Annotated in this window: 15 protein-coding genes; 4 read left to right on the plus strand and 11 right to left on the minus strand. The window is 39.9% G+C overall.

Going from position 1 to position 20,534, the window contains the following annotated elements; translation table 11 throughout:
• The 10 genes from ABD005_RS00525 to lptF form a co-directional block, all read right to left on the minus strand.
• A partial coding sequence (locus ABD005_RS00525; RefSeq protein WP_343813651.1) for a hypothetical protein occupies positions 1-519 on the minus strand: 519 nt, incomplete at its 3' end.
• A gap of 249 nt (positions 520-768) precedes the next feature.
• Entirely contained in the window at positions 769-5,484 is a 4,716-nt protein-coding gene (locus tag ABD005_RS00530) for an OmpA family protein (protein ID WP_343813654.1), read from the minus strand.
• 2 nt (positions 5,485-5,486) lie between these two features.
• Positions 5,487-6,557 (minus strand): TolB-like translocation protein, encoded by a 1,071-nt coding sequence (locus tag ABD005_RS00535; protein WP_343813657.1) that lies wholly within the window; start codon positions 6,555-6,557, stop codon positions 5,487-5,489.
• A gap of 28 nt (positions 6,558-6,585) precedes the next feature.
• A complete protein-coding gene (locus ABD005_RS00540) occupies positions 6,586-6,945 on the minus strand; it encodes a hypothetical protein (RefSeq protein ID WP_343813660.1) in 360 nt (119 codons plus the stop codon).
• A 2-nt stretch (positions 6,946-6,947) separates the two neighbouring features.
• Positions 6,948-8,021: a TolB-like translocation protein gene (locus tag ABD005_RS00545; RefSeq protein WP_343813663.1), complete on the minus strand. Its 1,074-nt coding sequence runs from the start codon at positions 8,019-8,021 to the stop codon at positions 6,948-6,950.
• An 84-nt stretch (positions 8,022-8,105) separates the two neighbouring features.
• Positions 8,106-8,468, minus strand: a complete 363-nt coding sequence (locus ABD005_RS00550) for a hypothetical protein (RefSeq protein ID WP_343813666.1) — start codon at positions 8,466-8,468, stop codon at positions 8,106-8,108.
• Position 8,469: 1 nt separating this feature from the next.
• Entirely contained in the window at positions 8,470-9,126 is a 657-nt protein-coding gene (locus tag ABD005_RS00555; RefSeq protein ID WP_343813669.1) for a PGRP and LysM peptidoglycan-binding domain-containing protein, read from the minus strand.
• 45 nt (positions 9,127-9,171) lie between these two features.
• Complete coding sequence (locus ABD005_RS00560; protein ID WP_343813672.1) at positions 9,172-10,350, minus strand: hypothetical protein; 1,179 nt, start codon at positions 10,348-10,350, stop codon at positions 9,172-9,174.
• A 224-nt stretch (positions 10,351-10,574) separates the two neighbouring features.
• The gene (lptG, locus tag ABD005_RS00565; protein WP_215980668.1) at positions 10,575-11,642 is read right to left on the minus strand and encodes an LPS export ABC transporter permease LptG; all 1,068 of its coding nucleotides are present in this window, start codon (positions 11,640-11,642) and stop codon (positions 10,575-10,577) included.
• Entirely contained in the window at positions 11,642-12,808 is a 1,167-nt protein-coding gene (gene lptF / locus ABD005_RS00570; RefSeq protein WP_215980669.1) for an LPS export ABC transporter permease LptF, read from the minus strand. The genes lptG and lptF overlap by 1 nt, the downstream gene beginning before the upstream one ends.
• A gap of 240 nt (positions 12,809-13,048) precedes the next feature.
• On the opposite strand from lptF, the gene pepA reads away from it, so the two are divergent.
• The 4 genes from pepA to ABD005_RS00590 all read left to right on the plus strand — a co-directional run bounded on the left by pepA (position 13,049) and on the right by ABD005_RS00590 (position 19,060).
• Positions 13,049-14,554, plus strand: coding sequence for a leucyl aminopeptidase (gene pepA, locus ABD005_RS00575; protein ID WP_215980670.1), 1,506 nt, complete (start codon positions 13,049-13,051; stop codon positions 14,552-14,554).
• Between the two features lie 382 nt (positions 14,555-14,936).
• Complete coding sequence (locus tag ABD005_RS00580; RefSeq protein WP_215980671.1) at positions 14,937-15,422, plus strand: DNA polymerase III subunit chi; 486 nt, start codon at positions 14,937-14,939, stop codon at positions 15,420-15,422.
• Positions 15,423-15,525: 103 nt separating this feature from the next.
• A complete protein-coding gene (locus ABD005_RS00585; RefSeq protein ID WP_343814837.1) occupies positions 15,526-18,384 on the plus strand; it encodes a valine--tRNA ligase in 2,859 nt (952 codons plus the stop codon).
• Between the two features lie 466 nt (positions 18,385-18,850).
• A complete protein-coding gene (locus ABD005_RS00590; RefSeq protein ID WP_215980672.1) occupies positions 18,851-19,060 on the plus strand; it encodes a cold-shock protein in 210 nt (69 codons plus the stop codon).
• 208 nt (positions 19,061-19,268) lie between these two features.
• Here ABD005_RS00590 and ABD005_RS00595 read toward each other — a convergent pair whose 3' ends face one another.
• Positions 19,269-20,471, minus strand: coding sequence for a hypothetical protein (locus ABD005_RS00595; protein ID WP_343813685.1), 1,203 nt, complete (start codon positions 20,469-20,471; stop codon positions 19,269-19,271).
• Positions 20,472-20,534 lie beyond the last annotated feature (63 nt).

Here is a 20,534-nt window from a genome sequence, read left to right on the forward strand (position 1 = left end):
GTTGTTGTGTTTATCAAAACCACGTATCTGAATACGCATCATTTGAAAGTCTTCATAAACCCGTAAATCTTTAAAGTGCTGGGCGCGTACCTTGCCTTTGTACCAGAGGTAGACAATTTGTTTATCACGATCAAACACCATTGGCGCTTGTCGCTTAAAGCGAATAATAAAGAACAACAAAAGTGGAATGGTAATAACGTAAAAAACTAAAAATGAAATGTCTTTTTTAAGGCGATAAGTACCGCCAACTTTGGCAGTTGTATAATAGCGATGGTGCATATAATTACTTAATGATAGCTCTCCATTCTCATCTAACATATCGTAGGTTCGTTTATGAATAGGGTGAATGTTAGAAGATGAAAAATAATTCTCTCCATGCTCTTGTTTATAAAGTTTAACCCTACGCTGCGTCGTGTCTTCTCTTGCTTGCCATGAACCACATAGATCTTCAACATTTAAATATACAGTAAATAAAATCATTAATAATAGTGGGATCAGTCCCATATTACGGGCTTTCATAGAATTATTACTAAGCTTACAAAGGTGCTTATCTATATACACTATCGGTGCTGGCGGCGGCGCCTCTTTGGTGAGTTGAAAGCTAAGTAGCGCTTTCAACTTATTTACTAAAGGTATTGGGTAATGATGTTTAATCAAAGTCATAATGTACTGATATTTTAAAGGTGAAGTAAACTTAGAAAAAGGGCTGTTCACAAAGAGTATTTGCTACAGCCCTGTAACTACTACAACTAAGAATAATAAGTGCTTTTACTCTTTAAAAGCCCCTAACGGCCTTACTTTCTTCTTTGTCGCATCTTCAACAAACCACTGTTTCACTTCATCTTCAGTCAATCCTTCCTCTGACAAGCGCTTATACAGCTCTTTTTGTGATGGAGTTGAACGATCACCATTTAGCTCTACGGCTAGTTCTTTTAGTTCGGCCTCAGGTAGTACTTTACCCCAAGGTAAATCTTTACCTTTTGGGTTTGGCAGCGTTAACTTTAAGCACAAACCGCGATTGCCCTCGCTATCTGTATTGGAATCAATATCGCTAAGTTTAAAGCCCGAATTACCATCAGAGCTGAAATTAGCAACGCTTAACTCCATGTTGTACTCTCTATCTTCCTCGTCGGTATATATATCACTAAGTTGGTTTGTATATATCTCACCAAAAGGCCTTAAGCCATTAACGCTAACGCGCTTTGGTGATTCATATTTCAAACTAAAATTCGCTGCAAAAACAAAAGCCTGCTCTTCACCGGCAAATGCTTCAGCATTTTTATTATGCCAATTAAGCAACGCTCGAGCTTGTTTGCCTTTTTCGCTATAAGAACCTGCGTTATTAAACAATTCAACAAACTCTCCGTACTCTTTAAACTTTGCTCCTGATGTATCATCAAATTGATATTCATCGTCATGCCACTTATAACCGCCCCCACCTGGCTCCATTTTGAAGCCTTTATTTGCATTTCGTGTCGCTTTACCTAAGTAGTAAAGTTTTGACTTATAAGTGGGCCCTATATCGTTAATACCAATAGTTTGCTGCAGTGTTAAATCACATGGCACACTACGCCAATTTAAACCAATTAGCTCTTTGGTATAATTATCTGACTCCAGTTTTGTACAGGTGGCTATAACCATAATATCGACTTGGGTATTCCAATCAAAATCATCAATAATTATGTCATTACCATGTTGGCGCACCTTAAAGCCTAAATGTTGTGCTGCGGCAAATTCACTATTAAATAATCGAATTGACTGACCTTCTCTTTCTATTTTACTGGTTATTAAATAAGGCTTACCTTTACCGCCAAAGCGCACCAATATTCGAATACTTTTCTGGCCAGAAAAAAGTTCAGGGCGTACAAAGCTTGAACTGTTACTGGTTAAAAAGTCTTTTATTAACAAAGAGCTTTCATTACTGTCACGTTCTGTATCTAAATCAACATAATACTCATTTGCCACATATTTATTTTTTATGCCAAGTCCGTTAAGAACATTCATATACCCTGAGTCAATCATCATTTCGTCGTTATTACCTTGGCGTTCCCCCATTAACGGCAATACAACTTTGCGACTACTGCCCACTTGCGCACTAATGTAATAACGCATATCAGAGAAGTTGTCATCTTGATAATATTCAACTGCAGAGTCGTGCATGAATGGAGAAAAAGCCGCTTCATGAACCATGGGTTTAGTACCCAAGTAAGTTTTTGGCCCTAACTGAAAAAACGGCGTAAATACACAGCCAAACTTTCCAGCAAAGTGCTTTTCGCTCTCTAATAGCTCAGACTCGACAAGTGGCCTTACCAACTCTTTATAAGCAAGCTCGTTATTTTTCCCATCACAGCGCGTTACTTTAAACGTAATAGGGGCTATACCTGTTACCTTATCGTTAAACACAACAAGAACACGGATGGGGGTAAATGGCGTTAGCCGCTTTATTTTATTTGATACTATTGGCAGCCATTGTTTTGATATTCGATCTTGATAATATATCGCACTATGGTGATAACTGGCTTCACCATAGTCAGAAAATACTGGCTCAAAAGTGTTTGCAAAACTTTCGAGATATTTACTTCCCTCTTTTTCTTGGGTGCCAAAAGTATGAATAGGAAAGTAGTTTTGAAATTCAGCGGTAATATAGTTATGTTCACGCGCGAGTGTTGGCACCGTCATCATATAAAAGCCATATGGGTTAAACTGCGAGCGCAGATAAAGTGCATTTTGAGGACCTTCTACCACAGCTTTACGTGCGGCTTTAGTTAACAGGCTATAATTATCGCTAAAACCATAAAGCGCTTTATTATCAGTATCATTACTTTGTTGTGCGGTAATGCCATCAATTAAAAACACCCAAAAGGTATCCATACGAATTGATGCACTAGGTAAATTAGGGAGCGCCCAACTATCACCTAATAAAAAGTTTTCTATGTATTCTTTTACTTTATAACGTTCTAGGTTGCTATAGTACTCGCTTTTATCCCCTTCTTTTTGGGCTCTTAATAATAAGCCCATTAAGCCCGATATTGCTTCAGAACGTAGTCTAAACTGCGCAGCCCATTGCGTGCTTTGTGGGGTCTCTCCGTCTTTATTATATTCACTTAATAGCTCGTGCATCATGCCTTGATTAGCAGCACACTCTTGTCCCAGGCGTTTATCTCTTTGAATTTCTGCGTAATAATTTTTGCAGACATTGTCGAGTAGTGTTTCATCTAATAAATTGGCCGCTGATGTAGCCACGCTAGCACCGGCTTGTAACACCGCCACCGCTGCTGCAACAGGTGCAGTGGCAGGAATAAACGCCATCACCCCCAGCGCTAAGTTAACCATTTTCCATGCCATTTCATCGGTAGTTTCACCTACTTTTATGTCGTTGGCGACGGTTAAGTTACGAAAGCGCTCTAGGCTATCCATTCCTTCACGCGATGGGCAAACCGAGAGTTGACTAATTGCATAAGCGGCAATATGTACACGGCGATTTTGCTCACGATTATCCTTACCATTACTGTCGTTATTGTTTGGAAGTGGCTTACTGCTGCCAAACCCTTGCACTTCAATTCGGCTTTCAGCGACGCCCGCTTCAGTCATTAAAATTTGCTTAACCGCGTTTGCTCGGCGCTCTGATAACGCTAAGTTATAATCATTACCGCCTAAGTCACAGGTGTGGCCTGAAATGGATAGTTTTAGATCAGGGTTGAGCTCAAGAGCTTTGGTAATAGCTTCACTTTGCTGTAAAATAGTGTCACGGTAAGACGCTGAAACCGTATCATCGTCCAGCGCAAACTGCGCGTTAATCACCACTTCTTTTACTATTTCTTTTTCGCTTAAATGCTCAAAGTAATCTTGTGCAACGGTTTTATAATGTTGTTTAGATTGCACCAAATTAGGAATGTTCGTGCCTATTTGTTGTACTGTGCTTTGCGCTAGTGCTGCAATATTTGTCGCTAAGTCAGCTATGTTTAACGCATTTCCTGCTGCATCCATCGCAACTTTGGGAACACCAATACTTTTAGCTAAGCTATTATTATATTTTTCCAATGCTTCAGGTGTGTTAGCAGGTAAGCGCCAAAGATTTTTTGCAAGCGCGTCCTTCCAATTTCCCGTGGTCATAGCAGCGCGAGTTTCACGCAACTTTTGCCAAGCATCTTGCCCATCCAGCATGGCAAATACAGAATCTAGCGTAGCTTGGATGGTTGTATCTGCGGTTTTGTTCAAGTGAGTATGCAATGCTTTGGCAACTTTGCTACCTAACACAAATTTACCGTTAGTAGTAAAGTTACCGCCGCTAGCACTGGCGGTAATATCGGTGGTAATTAAACCCGAAGCCAATTGTGCTCGACCTTTTGCTACCGCCCAACCATGACAAAAACTTTCATAACCGCTAGCCATTTTAATTGGCTCATCACTGACTTTAGCACGGCCAATTTCATTGCCGCTTTCATCTTTTACGCTGATGTTTTTAGGGTCGTAGGTCGCGTGCTCGGTTTTTAAATCTTTGGCATAACTTATTAAGTGGCTATAAAAACGCGGGAACTGCTTTATTATTGCCTCTTCAACTGAAATAGGGTCGCAGTTAATAATATCAAACTCACCCGCTTCGTTTTTTATATCAAAACGCACCATTTCGGCGAGTTCGTAATAATAATAAGTCCCGTCAAATTGAATGGATTTAGTGCACCAACGTGATTGTTGAGCCTCCAGTGTTTCTGCTGATAACCTCAATTTAATACGATACAGCCCTTTGGCTAGTCTCTTATCAGTACCTGTTATCACCGCTAAGTTAGTTTCTTCATCGAAAGTAGCTGGTATATCCCTTCCCGCAGGTGTTGACAAAACAATGTTTTCATCCGGAGAAAGAAGCGGGATATTTGGATTAATACTTAATATTATCGCCCGTGTTTTTGCCATGATATAGGCATGAATTTCATCTACGTTTTTTGCGCTAATTTCTTTTTCATACCAATCATTATAATCTTGCTCTTGCTTGCTCAGTGCTGCGCCGCTTTCTGGAGAGGATACCGGCGCTTTTAAATTACTGATAGGTACTGTTTGCAACGATAAAATGGGTAATGGTGGCGGTGAAACCTTTGAAGCCTTATCAGCTTCTTGAGTATCCCCCGAGCTTTCAAGCTTGCGGTAATCGTTTAAATAACCTATGAAATTTTTTGCCCAGCCGGAGGGGTTGTTTAGTGCTAAAAAGCTCACCGCCTCTAAGGGAGGAATAATAATCGGTCGATTTTTATGTGCATGATAAGGTTGACGCGTCGCTAAACTTTCATTATCTAAGGTCGAAATAATACCTGCAGTATTGCTTTTTAATAGCACTGGTTTTTGTTCATTATAGGTCGCAGTTTCGGGATCTTCGGCCACCACCATACGGTTTATTAACGGCGTTAACTTACTTACCGGTAAGTCCCTCTCAAAGTACCCTGTGAGTAAGTACACCACAGGGCTGGCACTTCCTTTGCTCATGTTATGCATTATTATCGTCCTTGTGCTGCTAAGTTAGTAATGGCTATTGGACCTAATGTACCAAGACCCCAGATACCTTTTTCTTTTACTAGCGCCTCAGCTTGCTCACCGGTCACTATATTTTTTGTTCTTATGATACGCTTTGAAGGATAAAAACCATTTTTACCACGCTCTTTTGAAAATTTTGCTACAAACTCCAATTGGTAGTCCTCATCAGGAGAAAAAATAACGCCACCGCCTTCACCTTTTTCTGAATGCTCTATTTCAGGGTTGGCAATATTGACCCAGTGAAAATGGAAGTCTTTTCGGCCATGAGTCATAAACGCTAAATATTTGCCATCCGGTGAAATACGATGGTTTTTCATTTCCCACGCTCTTGGAAAACCAAAGTTCACTTTGCGCACTATCTCGCCATTAAATTTATGTATCCAAAATCCATCATACTTTATCGCTAAAAACTCTTTATCGCCGGGCAGTAAAAAAGCTGCGCCACTATGATGAATTTGCGGCCGAGGGGTGAGCTCGCCTGTTGGAACATGGTAATTAAAGTTTTTGCCATCTGAGTAAAAAATGACGTTTTCACTGTCTTCGGTCCAGTTAAACCAAGGGTAACCACCACCGCCTGACATGGTAATTAGCTTTTGCTCTTTGGTGTCGTATAGCTGGCGCGTCGCTCTGTTATTTAAATACCCTGAAATAGCGATATAGCGGTTATCTGGTGAGCGAGCAGGTGGATGCAATCCCGCAGGCTCCAGTTGGGTAAAAATTTTTTCAGGAATAATACGGCGTCTATCTGAGCCGTCTAAGCGCGATGACCAAAGTGTTCTTGTTTCGCTGTATTTGTATTTATTCCAAAACATTAATCGCGGGGTCGAAAAAGTATCTGCATCACCATACACTTCTTCACGAATTTCCATTGGCCATTCAGGGTGATTTTTATGCTCTTTAGCCCACGGGTATTTAGCGAGTTCAGCCTGAAGTTCGGCCTGAGTTTGCGATGATGATGGCTCAGAGCAAGCATTTAGCAATACCACCATCACAGAGAGCAATATGAATGCTACGTATTTTTTTGTTAAACACATTATTGGATAAATCCTTTGTTGGTCATTTTTAATCGGGTTGGGCCATCGTTTTTTGACTACCAGTAAATGTGGCAGAGGTATAAGAGGCCAATTTATAAGCTAAAGAGTGGCGAGCATGAAGAGGGTGACACGTAGCTAAACTTTCATTATCTAAGGTTTGATTACCTAAGGTCGAAGTAATACCAGCAGCACATTTTTTAAAAAATAAGTTTTTTAATAGCACTGGTTTTTGTTCATTATAGGTCGCAGTTTCGGGATCTTCGGCCACCACCATACGGTTTATTAACGGCGTTAACTTACTTACCGGTAAGTCCCTCTTAGAGTACCCTGTGAGTAAGTACACCACAGGGCTGGCACTTCCTTTGCTCATGTTATGCATCTTATGCATTACTATCGTCCTTGTGCTGCTAAGTTAGTAATGGCTATTGGACCTAATGTATCAAGACCCCAAATACCCATTTCTTTTACTCGTGTGATTTTTTGTTCACCTGTTAAAATATTCGTTTTAGTAATAATACGATAAGTAACTGGCTTGCCATTTTCATCAACTTCACCCATCGGGTTATAGCCAAATTTAAGGGTGACATTTTCATCCAAAGAAAAAATAACGCCATTGCCTTCACCTATTTCTGAATGCTCTATTTCAGGATTGGCAATATTGACCCAGTGAAAGTGTGCTTTTGGTCTAGCGTGGGTCATAAACGCTAAATATCTACCATCCGGTGAAATGCGGTGGTCCACCATCTCCCACTTACGCGGAAAATCAAAATTAACTTTACGTACTATCTCGCCATCAAACTTATGTATCCAAAAACCATCATGCTTTATCGCTAAAAACTCTTTGTCGCTGGGCAGTAAAAATAGCTCGTCAGAGTAAATTATTTTACGTTGCGTAAGTGTTGCTGTTGATACCTTGTAATTATAATGCTTGCCATTGGCATAAAAAATCACATTGTCGCTATCTGAGGTCCAGTTAAATGAAGGATGGCCACCCCCGCCCGACATGGTAATGAGCTTTTGCTCTTTGGTGTCGTACAGCTGGCGCGTCGCGCGGTCATTTATATACCCTGAAATAGCTATATAACGGTTATCTGGTGAGCGACTTACTTTATGCAACCCTACAGGCCTGAACTGTATAAACTCCTCTTCAGGGATAATACGGCGCCTGTCTGAGCCGTCTAAGCGCGATGACCAAAGTGTTCTTGTTTCGCTGTATTTATATTTATTCCAAAACATTAACCGCGGGGTCGAAAAAGTATCTGCATCACCATACACTTCTTCACGAATTTCCATTGGCCATTCAGGGTGATTTTTATGCTCTTTAGCCCACGGGTATTTAGCGAGTTCAGCCTGAATTTCGGCCTGAGTTTGCGATGATGATGGCTCTGAGCAAGCATTAAGCAATACGCTCAAGCAAAGCGCTAATATAACAATAGGCGCGCTCTGTTTTTTCACAACAATCATTCATTCAATCCTTTTAATGGGGCGCACTTCAACAGTAAACTCATTATGTAATTCTTATCATTATGAAGAGCCAAGTGAGTCTACTTACTCTTCTGTTATCTCTGGCATTGGTGCAGTTGTTGGCGTTTGGTTGTTAAGCTCGCTGTATGGCACATTGTCAAAAATATAGTAAGCAGGCTGACCATCGTTGGGGTCTTGTAATAAATCGAAGTTACCACTGCATGGTATATCTTTAAACTTCATAACAACCCAGTTCCCCTTTGGCATTACTCTAGATACGGGCATTGTTAGCTGCCAATTACTCTGCTTGTTAACCAGTATTAGTTGTTCGCTCTTAAAGTTTTCTGTATTTGGGTCAACCTGATACAAAAACACAAAATCAATTGTGGGTACACACATAGGATTAATGTTATTAACCTGCATTGGCATAGTTTGTGATGTACTCATATTAACTCCCAAATACTTGTTGTAATTTTGCTTTGGTTTTTTTGCCTGCAATACCGTCTACTTCAAGGTTATGCTCGTATTGAAAGTCTCTCACACCCGCTTTAGTTTTTGCGCCATTAAGACCATCTACCTTACCGCAGTCAAAGCCTAATGAATTACAACGCGCTTGTACGCCTGAAAGGGTATCGATGGGGTCTAAATGACCAATTTGTACAATAAAGCTTTTTGTTGGGGTAGTTTCTCCCTCTTTGAGATATAAATCGACAGCACCAGTAAGTACATCGCTCTCGTTTAATTCAACCTCGATTAAACCATTACTTGGCAGCACGGTATCGATAGTTTGACTGCCAATGTTAAGTACAATACGTTTTCCGGTAATATCGCGACCATCTTCATAAAACACTTTTAAGCGAAAATATTCTTTTTCGTTTTGTACGACAAAGGTGTTGATGCTACTGGCACGTAGTGGCATAAATTTTTCTTTTTTAGCAGGTATTGTGATGATATCGCCCGGAAAAATTAAATTAGGATCAGGGCGTAGTGCTTTAAATTCAGCATTACTGGGGTGGTTATACAAGGCAGTTGAGGTTTTATAACCATATTGGCGTGCTATGCGTAGCAGTGTTTCGCCTTGTGCGACGGTATGTTGCTGTGTCATTAATATATCCTTATATTTTACTTACCTAAATTGCTTTAGCTGAGTTTAGGTAATATTGCCTACAGACCAATCGTGATCGGCGAGTTCAAAAAAGCTGACTTTGGCGTTTTCAAAATCAGGGCCTGAGACATTGGCATAGCCATTTTGATCAAGTTGACCGGTAATAACATGACCGTTGCGTAAACGAATGTTGTAACCCATGTTGGCTTGCGGCTCACCTAGTTCGTCGAGTAATTCAATTTCGTAGGCAAAAGTTGGCTCTTCAATGGTAAAGGCGCTAGTATCTACAGCGCCACTTGCATTAACGGCTACGGTGTACTCTCCTGGCTCTACTACAATGTAATGTTGCCAAAATGACAGTTCATCGGGACGCTTTTTTTCAAGTTGAATCGTTGTTTCGCCACTGGTTGGCCCTTGCCACTGAATATGCACGCTGCGACTGTTAGTGCTACCACCTTCAATGTTGAGTTTCCAACCACTCGGCACTAATAGGTTGGTGCCCGTTGGTGCAGGATTACGCTCGCTACAACCTAGGTTGTAATCATAAATTAAATTAGCATTTTTATAGCCAGTGTAGAGCTGTGCGAGTTGTTCTACGTTTTCAGAGGCTTGCAAAACATGATAAATAAAATTTTGTCGCACCTGATGAGTCGCTTTTAATAACATAGTGCTATTAATTTCAGGCTTGTAAATATTTACCGTAGGTGAATAGCTTTGCTCTGTTGGGCTCTGTGCTTGATTTTGTGCATATTGATGTCGCAGCATTTCTGCTCGCTGCTGCAAAAAGTCTGTTTGCGCTTGGCTTAAGTTACTCGCAGGTGTGGCTACATTGCTAGCAGGGTGACTACTATTAGTTACTTGAGCTAATGAGGCATTACCTGTTATGGCATTATTGGCGGTAGAGCCGGCATATTTAGGTGTGTTATCAATTTTTTTAGGATAAATAGCAAGACCTTGCTCTGCTTGCTTAAATTGATTGTAAGTTACTTTTTGCCAAGTTTTCGTTTTAGCCCAAAATTGACAGGCTGGATTGTAGCGATATGTGGTTACTTGATGTTTATCAAGTACGCCGTATTGATTATCAACTAATAAACGTTGCAGTTTTTTTGGCAGCAAGCATAACTGACTTCGGCTTAGATAAGCGAAGTGAAGTGTTGGCTCTTGGGGCTCTGGTGTTTCAAAACTATTATTATTGGCAAAAAAATATGGTGTGGTATGGTTCACCGGATCCTTGGTGAGCATCAGCATCCTCGCTTCTGTTGTTTGTACGGTTGTTACGTAAACCGTTATTATTTTTCAAAAATGACGCCGTAGCATCAATAACAAAAAATTTTAGCGTTGAAATATAAAGAAATTAGCGCAATTAATCCAGCTAAAATATTGATTATCTTCTTTAGTTAACCCTAACACGAGTTAACGCTCCCTCCTCCTTGTGGCATAAATGCTGGTTACACCGCTTTTTTCTTAATAACGTACCAGGCACCACCTACAAATAACAAGCTAGGAACTGTAGCGCCAAATAATGCGGGAAGTTGGTACACTAAACTTAACGAGCCTAACACTTCATTACAAACAAAAAACAACAATCCTGTAAATACGCCCATCATGATGCGAGCACCCATAGAAACAGAGCGCAACGGACCAAAAATAAAAGACAGAGCTACCAACAGCATCACGGCAACAGTAAATGGCTGCATTATTTTACGCCAAAAAGCGAGCTGGTAACGGCTAGGGTCTTGTGCATTAGCTTCTAAGTAATCAAGGTAATCAATTAAACCACGTAACGATAATGACTCTGGCGTTACGGTAACCACGCCTAGCTTTTTAGGTGTTAGTGATGATTGCCACACTTGCTCGTCTAACTGCTCGGTAATCACTTCCGTTGCTGTAACTTGTGTATTAATAACATCGGTGAGTCGCCATGAGTCACCCAAGTACACTGCACTTTGCGCCGACAGCCAACTATCAAGTTTCAATTGCTCATTAAAGCGATAAATCTGTACTTTTTTCAATTTACCTTGGTCTTGTACTTCACCAATATTGACAAAGTAATCGCCATCTTTCGCCCAGACGCCATTTTTAGAGGAGATTAAACTTCCTCCCGATATTGCCTGAGCTCTAATTTCACGCGCTTTTGCTTCACCGCTTGGCGCTAGCCACTCCCCTACTGCCATGCTAACCAAAATAAGTAATACCGCAGTCTTCATTACCGACTTAATAATATCTAACTTTGATAAGCCTGCCGCCTGCATTACCACCAGCTCACTATTACTCGCCAGCATACCTATACCAATTAAGCCGCCAATTAGCGCCGACATTGGGAAAAATATTTCAATATCACGAGGAATAGCGTACAGCACATATAAGGCGGCATGGGATAAGTCATAATTACCACGACCAACCGCTCGCATTTGTTCCACAAACTTAATAATGCCGCTGACACTAACAAAAACCGCTAAGGTAATAAAAGTGGTTGAAGTAATAACGCGACCAATATAAAAATCTAAAATACGCATTAATTAACCTTAGTGTTAAGCGTGTCGTCACGCTGTTTTCTTTTCATTTTCGGCAACCTAGCTTTTATTTTTCGACCGCTAGTACGTTCTTTCATTAAGAGCATAATTCCCATAAATAATCCGCTAATATGAATTGGCCATAAGCCTACCTCACTGGGTATAACTCCCTTTTCAATACTCGATCGCATTGCGGTTAATAATAAGAAATATCCTAAAAACAACATTAATGCTGGCAACATTTTCGCAAACTTACCTTGCCTAGGGTTAACCACACTTAGCGGCACCGCAATAAAGGTTAAAATAAGGCATGCTAATGGAAAGGCGATACGCCACTGTATTGTTGCTCGGTATTCACCTTCTAATTCTGGGGTACTTTCTGTTAATAATTGCTGGGTAGTTAAGGCACTAAGCTTACGATGTTTGTGCTCAACTTCTTGATCTTTAATTTGAATATAATATTTATCAAAATTAACTGATTGAAACTCATTGGTAACTGGGTCGCTATGATAACGGGTGCCATTATCCAGCACTAATCGTTGTGAGCCGAGTTCATCTTCAAATACTTGCCCTTGTGACGAATACACTAAACTGGCATTAATAATACTGTGTTCACTATTTTTTTCATCAGGCAGTTGTGCAACAAATACTTTATTGAAACTGTTATTTTCACGACTTTTATCATGAATAAATACCACAGCATCTTGGTTACCTGTTTGTTGGAATCGGCCTGCAACTAAAGCACTTAGCCCAGAGTCAGCGGCAAGTTCTTCTTGTACTTTATATTGGTATTCAGACGCCATTGGCGCTAAATACAAGGTGAAAATTCCCGTTAAAATAGCCGTAATAAACGCAAGTACTAGGGTGACTCTCACCACATACCACTCACTTACCCCACAAGCATGTAATACGGTCATTTCACTATCGGCATAAATACGGCCATAAGCGAGCAGCACCCCCAAAAATAAACTGAGTGGTAGCATCATGCCTGCTAAGTCTGGCACTTTAAGTGCGATAAAGGTCATTACCAGTTGACCCGGGATACTACCGTCTGACGCGTCACCTAAGTAACGAACAAATTTTTGGCTGATGAAAATAGTCATTAAGACTAAAAAAACCGCGAGTTGGGTTTTAGCCACTTCTTTTAATAAATAACGAAAAATGATCACAAAAAGATCCCATAAAAACTTAGTTTTTTTCTGACATACTGGCAATTTTTAAGTAAACTTGTCGTTTTCATAAGTAAAGTATAAAGTCAGTAGCTAAGAAGTATTGATAAATGCGGCTATAATTATAGCCCTTAGCAATAGAGATTGAATAGACAAGAGTGCTATTTTTTACTTATTTTAGCAAGTTAAAGCAAATAAACTTGCTAGTTTCCCCAAAATTCAATTGTAAAAGGAAAAGTCATGGAGTTCAGTGTAAAAAGCGGCAGCCCAGAAAAACAGCATAGTGCTTGTATTGTTGTTGGTGTTTTTGAACCTCGCAGACTTAGCGGAACCGCTGAGCAATTAGATGAAATCAGCGAAGGCTACATCAGCAACCTTTTGCGTAAAGGTGATTTAGAAGGTAAATCAGGTCAGATGTTATTACTACATCATGTACCTAACATGTTAAGTGAACGTGTTTTACTTGTTGGTTGTGGTAAAGAACGTGAACTAGACGAACGTCAATACCGTCAAATTATTACTAAAACAATTAATACCCTAAATGAAACGGGTGCCATGGAAGCTGTATGCTTCTTATCAGAGTTACACGTTAAAGGTCGTGATATCTACTGGAAAATTCGTCAAGCGGTTGAAGCGGCTCAAGATAGCTTATACACCTTCGATAGTTTGAAAACACGTAAAGCCGAATTACGTCGCCCATTAAGAAAAATGGCGTTTAAAGTGCCTACTCGCCGTGAGTTACCTATTGGTGAACGCGCAATAGCACACGCATTAGCAATTGCTGAAGGGGTAACAACCTGTAAAAACGTTGCCAATATGCCGCCAAATATTTGCAACCCAGCCTATTTAGCTGAACAAGCAAAAATTCTAGAAAACGACTACGACAATGTAACTACAACCATTGTTGGCGAGCAAGAAATGGAAGAGTTAGGTATGGGTTCATACTTAGCGGTAGGCCGAGGTTCAGCAAACGAATCGCAAATGAGCATTATTAAATACAATGGCGCAGGCGACGATTCAAAACCGCTAGTACTTGTAGGTAAAGGCTTAACATTTGATAGTGGTGGTATTTCATTAAAGCCAGGCTTAGGTATGGATGAAATGAAATATGACATGGGTGGTGCCGCGGGCGTGTTAGGCGCTATGCACTCATTAGCAGAGTTACAGCTACCCATTAATGTTATCGGCGTTTTAGCTGGTTGTGAAAATATGCCGGGTAGTAACGCTTACCGACCAGGTGATATTTTAACCACTATGTCGGGTCAAACCGTTGAAGTACTAAATACCGATGCTGAAGGTCGCTTAGTTTTATGTGACGCTTTAACTTACGTTGAGCGTTTCGATCCTGAATTAGTGATTGATGTAGCAACCTTAACTGGTGCTTGTGTTGTCGCATTGGGCGCACACGCAACAGGTTTATTAAGTAACCACAACCCACTGGCGAATGAATTATTAAATGCATCAGAACAAAGTGGTGACAGAGCATGGCGTTTGCCATTGTGGGATGACTATCAAGAACAGCTTGAGAGTCCTTTTGCAGACTTTACCAACTTAGGTGGTAAAGAAGCCGGTACCATAACAGCGGCTTGTTATTTATCTAAATTTACCAAAAAATACAATTGGGCACATTTAGATATTGCTGGCACCGCATGGCGTGGTGGAAAAAACAAAGGTTCAACTGGGCGCCCAGTAAGTATGCTAACGCAGTTTTTATTAAACCGTTCAGGTCAAGAGCAAGGCGAATAATTACTTACTAGCAGCTTAATCAATAATAAGTTAATGCACTATTTTCATAAAATAAGGCATTAACTTATTTTGCGTTAAAAGCGAGTATTTATTCTCTAACTTGAACTCAGTTTAAGAGATATGTAAAAAATTGAAATATAAGAAAAAATTATCTTCTGAATCACTAGCTTGATAGTTTTTATTTTTTTCATATGATAAACAAGGCAATTTCGTGTCAATAGCTGGCCTATTGCAAGTAAATTTAACGAAGCAGTTAGGAAAAATAGCGGCTAGAGAAACATTTGTTAAGCCGAGCCTAGGTTATCTAATACTCACCTTTGTTATGATGTAAAAAAAGATAGCTTGTACTACAAGTTTTGCTGAAAATAATTAGGTTAATAACATGCAAACCCAAGTGATGTTTTACATACTCCCGAGTGATGATATTACAGAAGATAACGACAAAAACGTTAGCTCGGTAATTTATCAAGCGTGTTTGCAAGCCAGTTATTTTTATCGACAAAAACAACGGGTATTTATTTATACCGAAGATCTACAACAAGCCGAGCTTGTTGATGAAAATTTATGGGCGTTTAACGCTGACAGTTTTGTACCGCATAACTTAGCGGGTGAAGGTCCAAAACAAGGCGCAGCCGTTGAGATAAGTCATAATGCGCCTAAGGGGCGCAGAGCCGTATTAATTAACTTATCGACAACTGTGCCTAACTTTGCCAATCAATTTAACTATATTGTTGATTTTGTGCCGCATGATGAAACACTAAAACAACTCGCTAGAGAGCGCTTTAAAGCCTGTCGACAATGGGGCTTTAACGTCGAAAATCAAAAAATTGAACTGCCCAGTAACACCAATCCAAGCGATGCTTCATAGCGAAGACAAGCCATAAGGTATTACGGCAACTACGTTGAGACAGCCAAACGCCTTAAGCGTTTCATCCGACGACCATTTATCACTATTTTTATTGGAACACATGATGGAAAAAACTTTCAACCCAACCGACATCGAACAATCCTTGTATACCAGCTGGGAAGAGCAAGGTTACTTTAGCCCTACAGGCGAAGGCGACAGCTATAGCATTGCTATTCCGCCGCCAAATGTCACTGGTAGCTTGCACATGGGTCATGCTTTTCAACAAACCATCATGGACACTTTAATTCGTTATCAACGTATGCAAGGTAAAAATACCTTATGGCAAACGGGCTGTGATCACGCTGGTATTGCAACACAAATGGTCGTTGAACGTAAAATAGCGGCTGAAGAAGATAAAACACGCCACGATTACGGTCGTAACGGGTTTATTGATAAAATTTGGGAATGGAAAGAAGAGTCTGGCGGTACTATCGGTAAACAAATGCGCCGTTTAGGTAACTCTATAGATTGGACGCGTGAGCGTTTTACGATGGACGAAGGCATGTCAGAAGCGGTACAAGAAGTATTTGTTCGCCTTTATGAAGATGACTTAATTTATCGTGGTAAGCGTTTAGTTAACTGGGATCCAAAGTTTCATACCGCAATTTCAGACTTAGAAGTAGAAAACAAAGATAAAAAAGGTCATATGTGGCACTTACGCTACCCGTTAGCAAATGGTGAAAAAACCGCGGAAGGCCATGATTATTTAGTTGTAGCCACTACCCGCCCTGAAACCATGTTAGGTGATACCGGTGTTGCGGTGAACCCTGAAGATCCGCGCTATAAAGATTTAATTGGCAAGCAAGTATTATTACCACTGGTTAACCGTTTAATTCCCATTGTTGGTGATGATCATGCCGACATGGAAAAAGGTACAGGTTGCGTAAAAATAACCCCTGCCCATGACTTTAACGACAATGAAGTGGGTAAACGTCATCAATTACCACAAATTAACATTTTCGATAAAGACGCTGCAGTATTAGCAACAGCTGAAGTTTATGACACCAAAGGCGAAGCTTGTGATGCATACGATGCTCAATTACCCAGTGAATTTGCGGGAATGGATCGCTTTGATGCCCGTAAAGCCATCGTTGCTAAATTTGACGAACTAGGCTTATTAGTTGAAGTAAAAGATCATGACTTAGTTGCTCCGTACGGCGATAGATCTGGCGTTATTATTGAGCCATTACTTACCGACCAATGGTATGTTCGCGTAGAAAAATTAGCCGGCCCTGCGGTAGATGCAGTAAAAGATGGTCAAATAGAGTTTGTTCCAAAACAGTATGAAAACTTATACTTCTCATGGATGCGCGACATTCAAGACTGGTGTATCTCTCGTCAGCTTTGGTGGGGACATCGTATTCCAGCTTGGTATGATGAAAATGGTAAAGTGTATGTAGGTCGCACTGAAGCTGAAGTTCGTGCTGCTAATAGCATTGCTGACGATATAACGCTAAGCCAAGATGATGATGTATTAGATACATGGTTCTCTTCTGCTTTATGGACCTTCTCAACCTTAGGTTGGCCAAAAGATACCGACGATTTAAAAACCTTCCACCCAACTGATGTACTTGTGACAGGTTTTGATATTATTTTCTTCTGGGTTGCGCGTATGATCATGATGACTATGCACTTCAATAAAGATGAAAATGGTAAAGCACAAATTCCATTTAAAAAGATTTACATGACCGGCCTTATTCGTGATGAAAATGGCGATAAAATGAGTAAATCAAAAGGTAATGTTATTGATCCTTTAGATATGATCGATGGTATTTCTCTTGAAGATTTATTAGAAAAACGTACCGGCAATATGATGCAGCCAAAAATGGCCGCTAAAATTGAAAAGCTAACCAAAAAAGAATTTCCTAATGGCATTGAAGCACACGGTACTGACGCTTTACGTTTTACCTTAACGTCAGTTGCGACTACAGGTCGCGATATCAGCTGGGATATGAAGCGTCTGGAGGGTTACCGTAACTTTACTAACAAGTTATGGAACGCAAGTCGTTATGTACTCATGAATACTGAAGAGTTTGATTGTGGTACAGATGCAAATGCAGAAATGGAACTTTCATTAGCGGATCGTTGGATTATCGGTCAGTTTGAACAAACCGTGAAAACAGTGCATGAAGCGTTTGACTCATTCCGTTTTGACTTAGCATCACAAGCTTTATATGAATTCACATGGAACCAATTTTGTGATTGGTACTTAGAATTAACCAAGCCTGTATTATTTAAAGGCAATGAAGCGCAACAACGTGGTACACGACATACCTTAGTTAATATTTTAGAAAGCTTACTGCGTTTAATGCACCCAATTATGCCATTTATTACCGAAACAATTTGGCAACGCGTACAGCCATTAAGTGACTTTAGTAAACAAGGTGACTCAATCATGACTCAAGCGTTCCCACAATTTAACGAAAGTAATTGTGATCAACAAGCAATTGGTGATTTAGAGTGGGTTAAGCAATTTATTGTCGCTATTCGTAATATTCGTGGTGAAATGGATATTTCACCAAGTAAACCATTACCGGTATTACTGAAAAACGTTAATGACAACGATAAACGTCGCTTAAGTGAAAACGAGCAATTTTTAAGTGCGCTTGCTAAGCTTGAAACCATTAATGTACTTGCTGATGATGAACAAGGCCCAGCCTCAGCGTCTGCTGTTGTTGGCGATTTATCTGTGCTTATTCCAATGGCAGGGCTGATTGACAAAGAAGCCGAGCTAGCGCGTTTAGACAAAGCAATCGACAAAATTGAAAAAGAAGCCGCTAAAACCCGTGGTAAGTTAAGTAACGATAACTTCGTCAGTAAAGCACCAGCAGCAGTTATCGAAAAAGAAAATGCCAAACTGGCAGAAGCGGATTCAACATTGGCTAAAATGCACGAGCAAAAAGCACAAATTGCGGCATTATAAATTTACCGTAAATTGACAAAAACCCCGGAAAAACGAAACGAAATGAGAGCTAAATTGTTCTCATTTCGTTTAATCTACCTTACAACCCCCTCGTAAATATTGCGCTGTAGCTCATATCTCATTGATATATCTTTATTACAAATAAATATTGAACTATTACGGTATTTTATAAAGCATATTAAAAATAACTGTGCTAGACTACTTTTGCGTTGAGTTCTTGCGTTGCAGATGAAGGTTTTACTGATTTTTGTTGTAGATTTATCAAGTTTTGATGTACTTGTATATTCTAAGCAAACGGATTTAAACAATGCAAACTAATTGTTTTGAGCATGTTTGTGATGAATATAGTTTGTATCCTTCCTCTTCCTGTACTTTTATGGTAGAGGGCATTTACTCGGGTGAAACGGTGATTATTCGTTATAGAAAAGAACCACATTATTATTTATGACTACGGGAAAATGTTAGTATGTCTGATACAGTTACTGGTAAAGTTAAATTTTTCAACGAAACTAAAGGTTTCGGTTTTATTGAGCAAGAAAATGGTCCTGACGTGTTTGTTCACTTCAGCGCAATCTCTGGAGACGGTTTCCGTACTCTAGCTGACGGCCAAGCTGTAACGTTTAGCGTAAAACAAGGTCAAAAAGGCCCTGAAGCTGAGAACGTTGTTGCTCAATAAGCTTTACCGCTTATAGCAAATGAAAAAAACGAAGAAGAGCATTGCTCATTCTTCGTTTTTTTGTTTCTGGTCTTTACTATTTTCCTAAGCAATCACTCAAACAAGATCTACATTAGTAAAGCTTCCCACACTTTAAGGGTTAATAGTCCCAACAAAGCCTATTTAACCTGAACTCTTATCGCTTATAATTATCACTTATAATTACCGCTTAAATCTCCGCTAAAGATAATTCAAGCATAGCTTTAATTTGGTCAACAATCGCTTGATTGGTTTGGTGATCAAAGCCCTGAGTTTTAGGGGTATGAATATGACCCGTAGGAATATTCGAGCCCAGTTTATTACGCAACAAAATACTACGGTAAGATATTTCATTAGATAAATAACCACCGCCACCACCTTCAACTGATACAGAGTCACTTAGCTCTTTCAGTGAATTAGCAGCAAAAGTTTTATTGTCTTCTTCTGATAGCGCCTTACCGTCAACTGCTTGACCTAATACCGTAATAGTTCGGTTATCATTAATTTTGTAAGGTCCTTTAGCTTTCATCATTGCTTGATAAGGTAAGCTATATTGAACAAACTCTTTATTAGATAACTCAGTTTTTAACAGCTTTGGTACCACTGGCATGGTTTTACTGCCGCCGTTATAAACATTAAGATTATCTGGCGCACTTGAGCTGCGTCTTAATGCAGGAAAATGCTCCAAGTCAAAATCACTGCGCCCCATAGAAATAGTTGCGATCATATCAACACTACCCAGTGCATAAAAAGGCGCTAATAAGTCTTCTATTTCACCTTGGTCAAAATCTTCAAAGCGCACCGGTATCATTACCGTATTAATTTCAGCTTTAACACCTTTATACTCAATTACCTTACCATCAAGCATTAATGCGGTTAAGCCTGATGGATTACTTTGACTGATGTTTTTGTCCAATAAAAACGGGTCAAAGCCGGTTAATAAAATACGCTTCTCAGTTTGTTGAGTGAAAGCTAAGTCATCTTGACCACGTGAACTCACTTCAAGCTGTTCAACTAGCGCTTTATTTTCATGCAATGAAATATCAAGCGGATTTTGCTTAAGAAACGCAGTAATTGCTAAGCGTGTCCAATAAAGCGGTCTATCATCCTTTAACCCCCCTTGTTGGTTTTGACGTTTACTAAACTGCCATAAATCATCACCTAACGCTGCCACCAACTGCCTTGCACTGGCGTAATTGTCTTGCTTTAACCATTGTTGTTCAAAGCTACGCCAATGGTAATAGTCGCTAATGACAGGCATTGCTTGCTCAGCTTCACTAAAACGTAACTCTTCAATGCTAAGACCTGGCTGTAATGTTGGAGTGGTTTGAGCAGCATAAGTGCTAGCGCTTTGTAATAACAAAACTGCGGTTAAGCTAGAGAGAAACTTCATAATGACCCTTAAGATAAAAATTTAAACAACGGATAAGTTAAAGAGATATCGCGCAATGCGCAA

Origin of the sequence: Colwellia asteriadis, from assembly GCF_039523295.1 — a bacterium.
Lineage (GTDB): Bacteria > Pseudomonadota > Gammaproteobacteria > Enterobacterales > Alteromonadaceae > Colwellia > Colwellia asteriadis.

Bases quoted from the DNA above. Each gene is read 5' to 3' on its own strand.
- ABD005_RS00530 (WP_343813654.1), bottom strand. From the start codon at position 5,484: ATGCATAACATGAGCAAAGGAAGTGCCAGCCCTGTGGTGTACTTACTC.
- ABD005_RS00535 (WP_343813657.1), bottom strand. From the start codon at position 6,557: ATGTGTTTAACAAAAAAATACGTAGCATTCATATTGCTCTCTGTGATG.
- ABD005_RS00540 (WP_343813660.1), bottom strand. From the start codon at position 6,945: ATGCATAAGATGCATAACATGAGCAAAGGAAGTGCCAGCCCTGTGGTG.
- ABD005_RS00545 (WP_343813663.1), bottom strand. From the start codon at position 8,021: ATGATTGTTGTGAAAAAACAGAGCGCGCCTATTGTTATATTAGCGCTT.
- ABD005_RS00550 (WP_343813666.1), bottom strand. From the start codon at position 8,468: ATGAGTACATCACAAACTATGCCAATGCAGGTTAATAACATTAATCCT.
- ABD005_RS00555 (WP_343813669.1), bottom strand. From the start codon at position 9,126: ATGACACAGCAACATACCGTCGCACAAGGCGAAACACTGCTACGCATA.
- lptG (WP_215980668.1), bottom strand. From the start codon at position 11,642: ATGCGTATTTTAGATTTTTATATTGGTCGCGTTATTACTTCAACCACT.
- pepA (WP_215980670.1), top strand. From the start codon at position 13,049: ATGGAGTTCAGTGTAAAAAGCGGCAGCCCAGAAAAACAGCATAGTGCT.
- ABD005_RS00580 (WP_215980671.1), top strand. From the start codon at position 14,937: ATGCAAACCCAAGTGATGTTTTACATACTCCCGAGTGATGATATTACA.
- ABD005_RS00585 (WP_343814837.1), top strand. From the start codon at position 15,526: ATGGAAAAAACTTTCAACCCAACCGACATCGAACAATCCTTGTATACC.
- ABD005_RS00590 (WP_215980672.1), top strand. From the start codon at position 18,851: ATGTCTGATACAGTTACTGGTAAAGTTAAATTTTTCAACGAAACTAAA.
- ABD005_RS00595 (WP_343813685.1), bottom strand. From the start codon at position 20,471: ATGAAGTTTCTCTCTAGCTTAACCGCAGTTTTGTTATTACAAAGCGCT.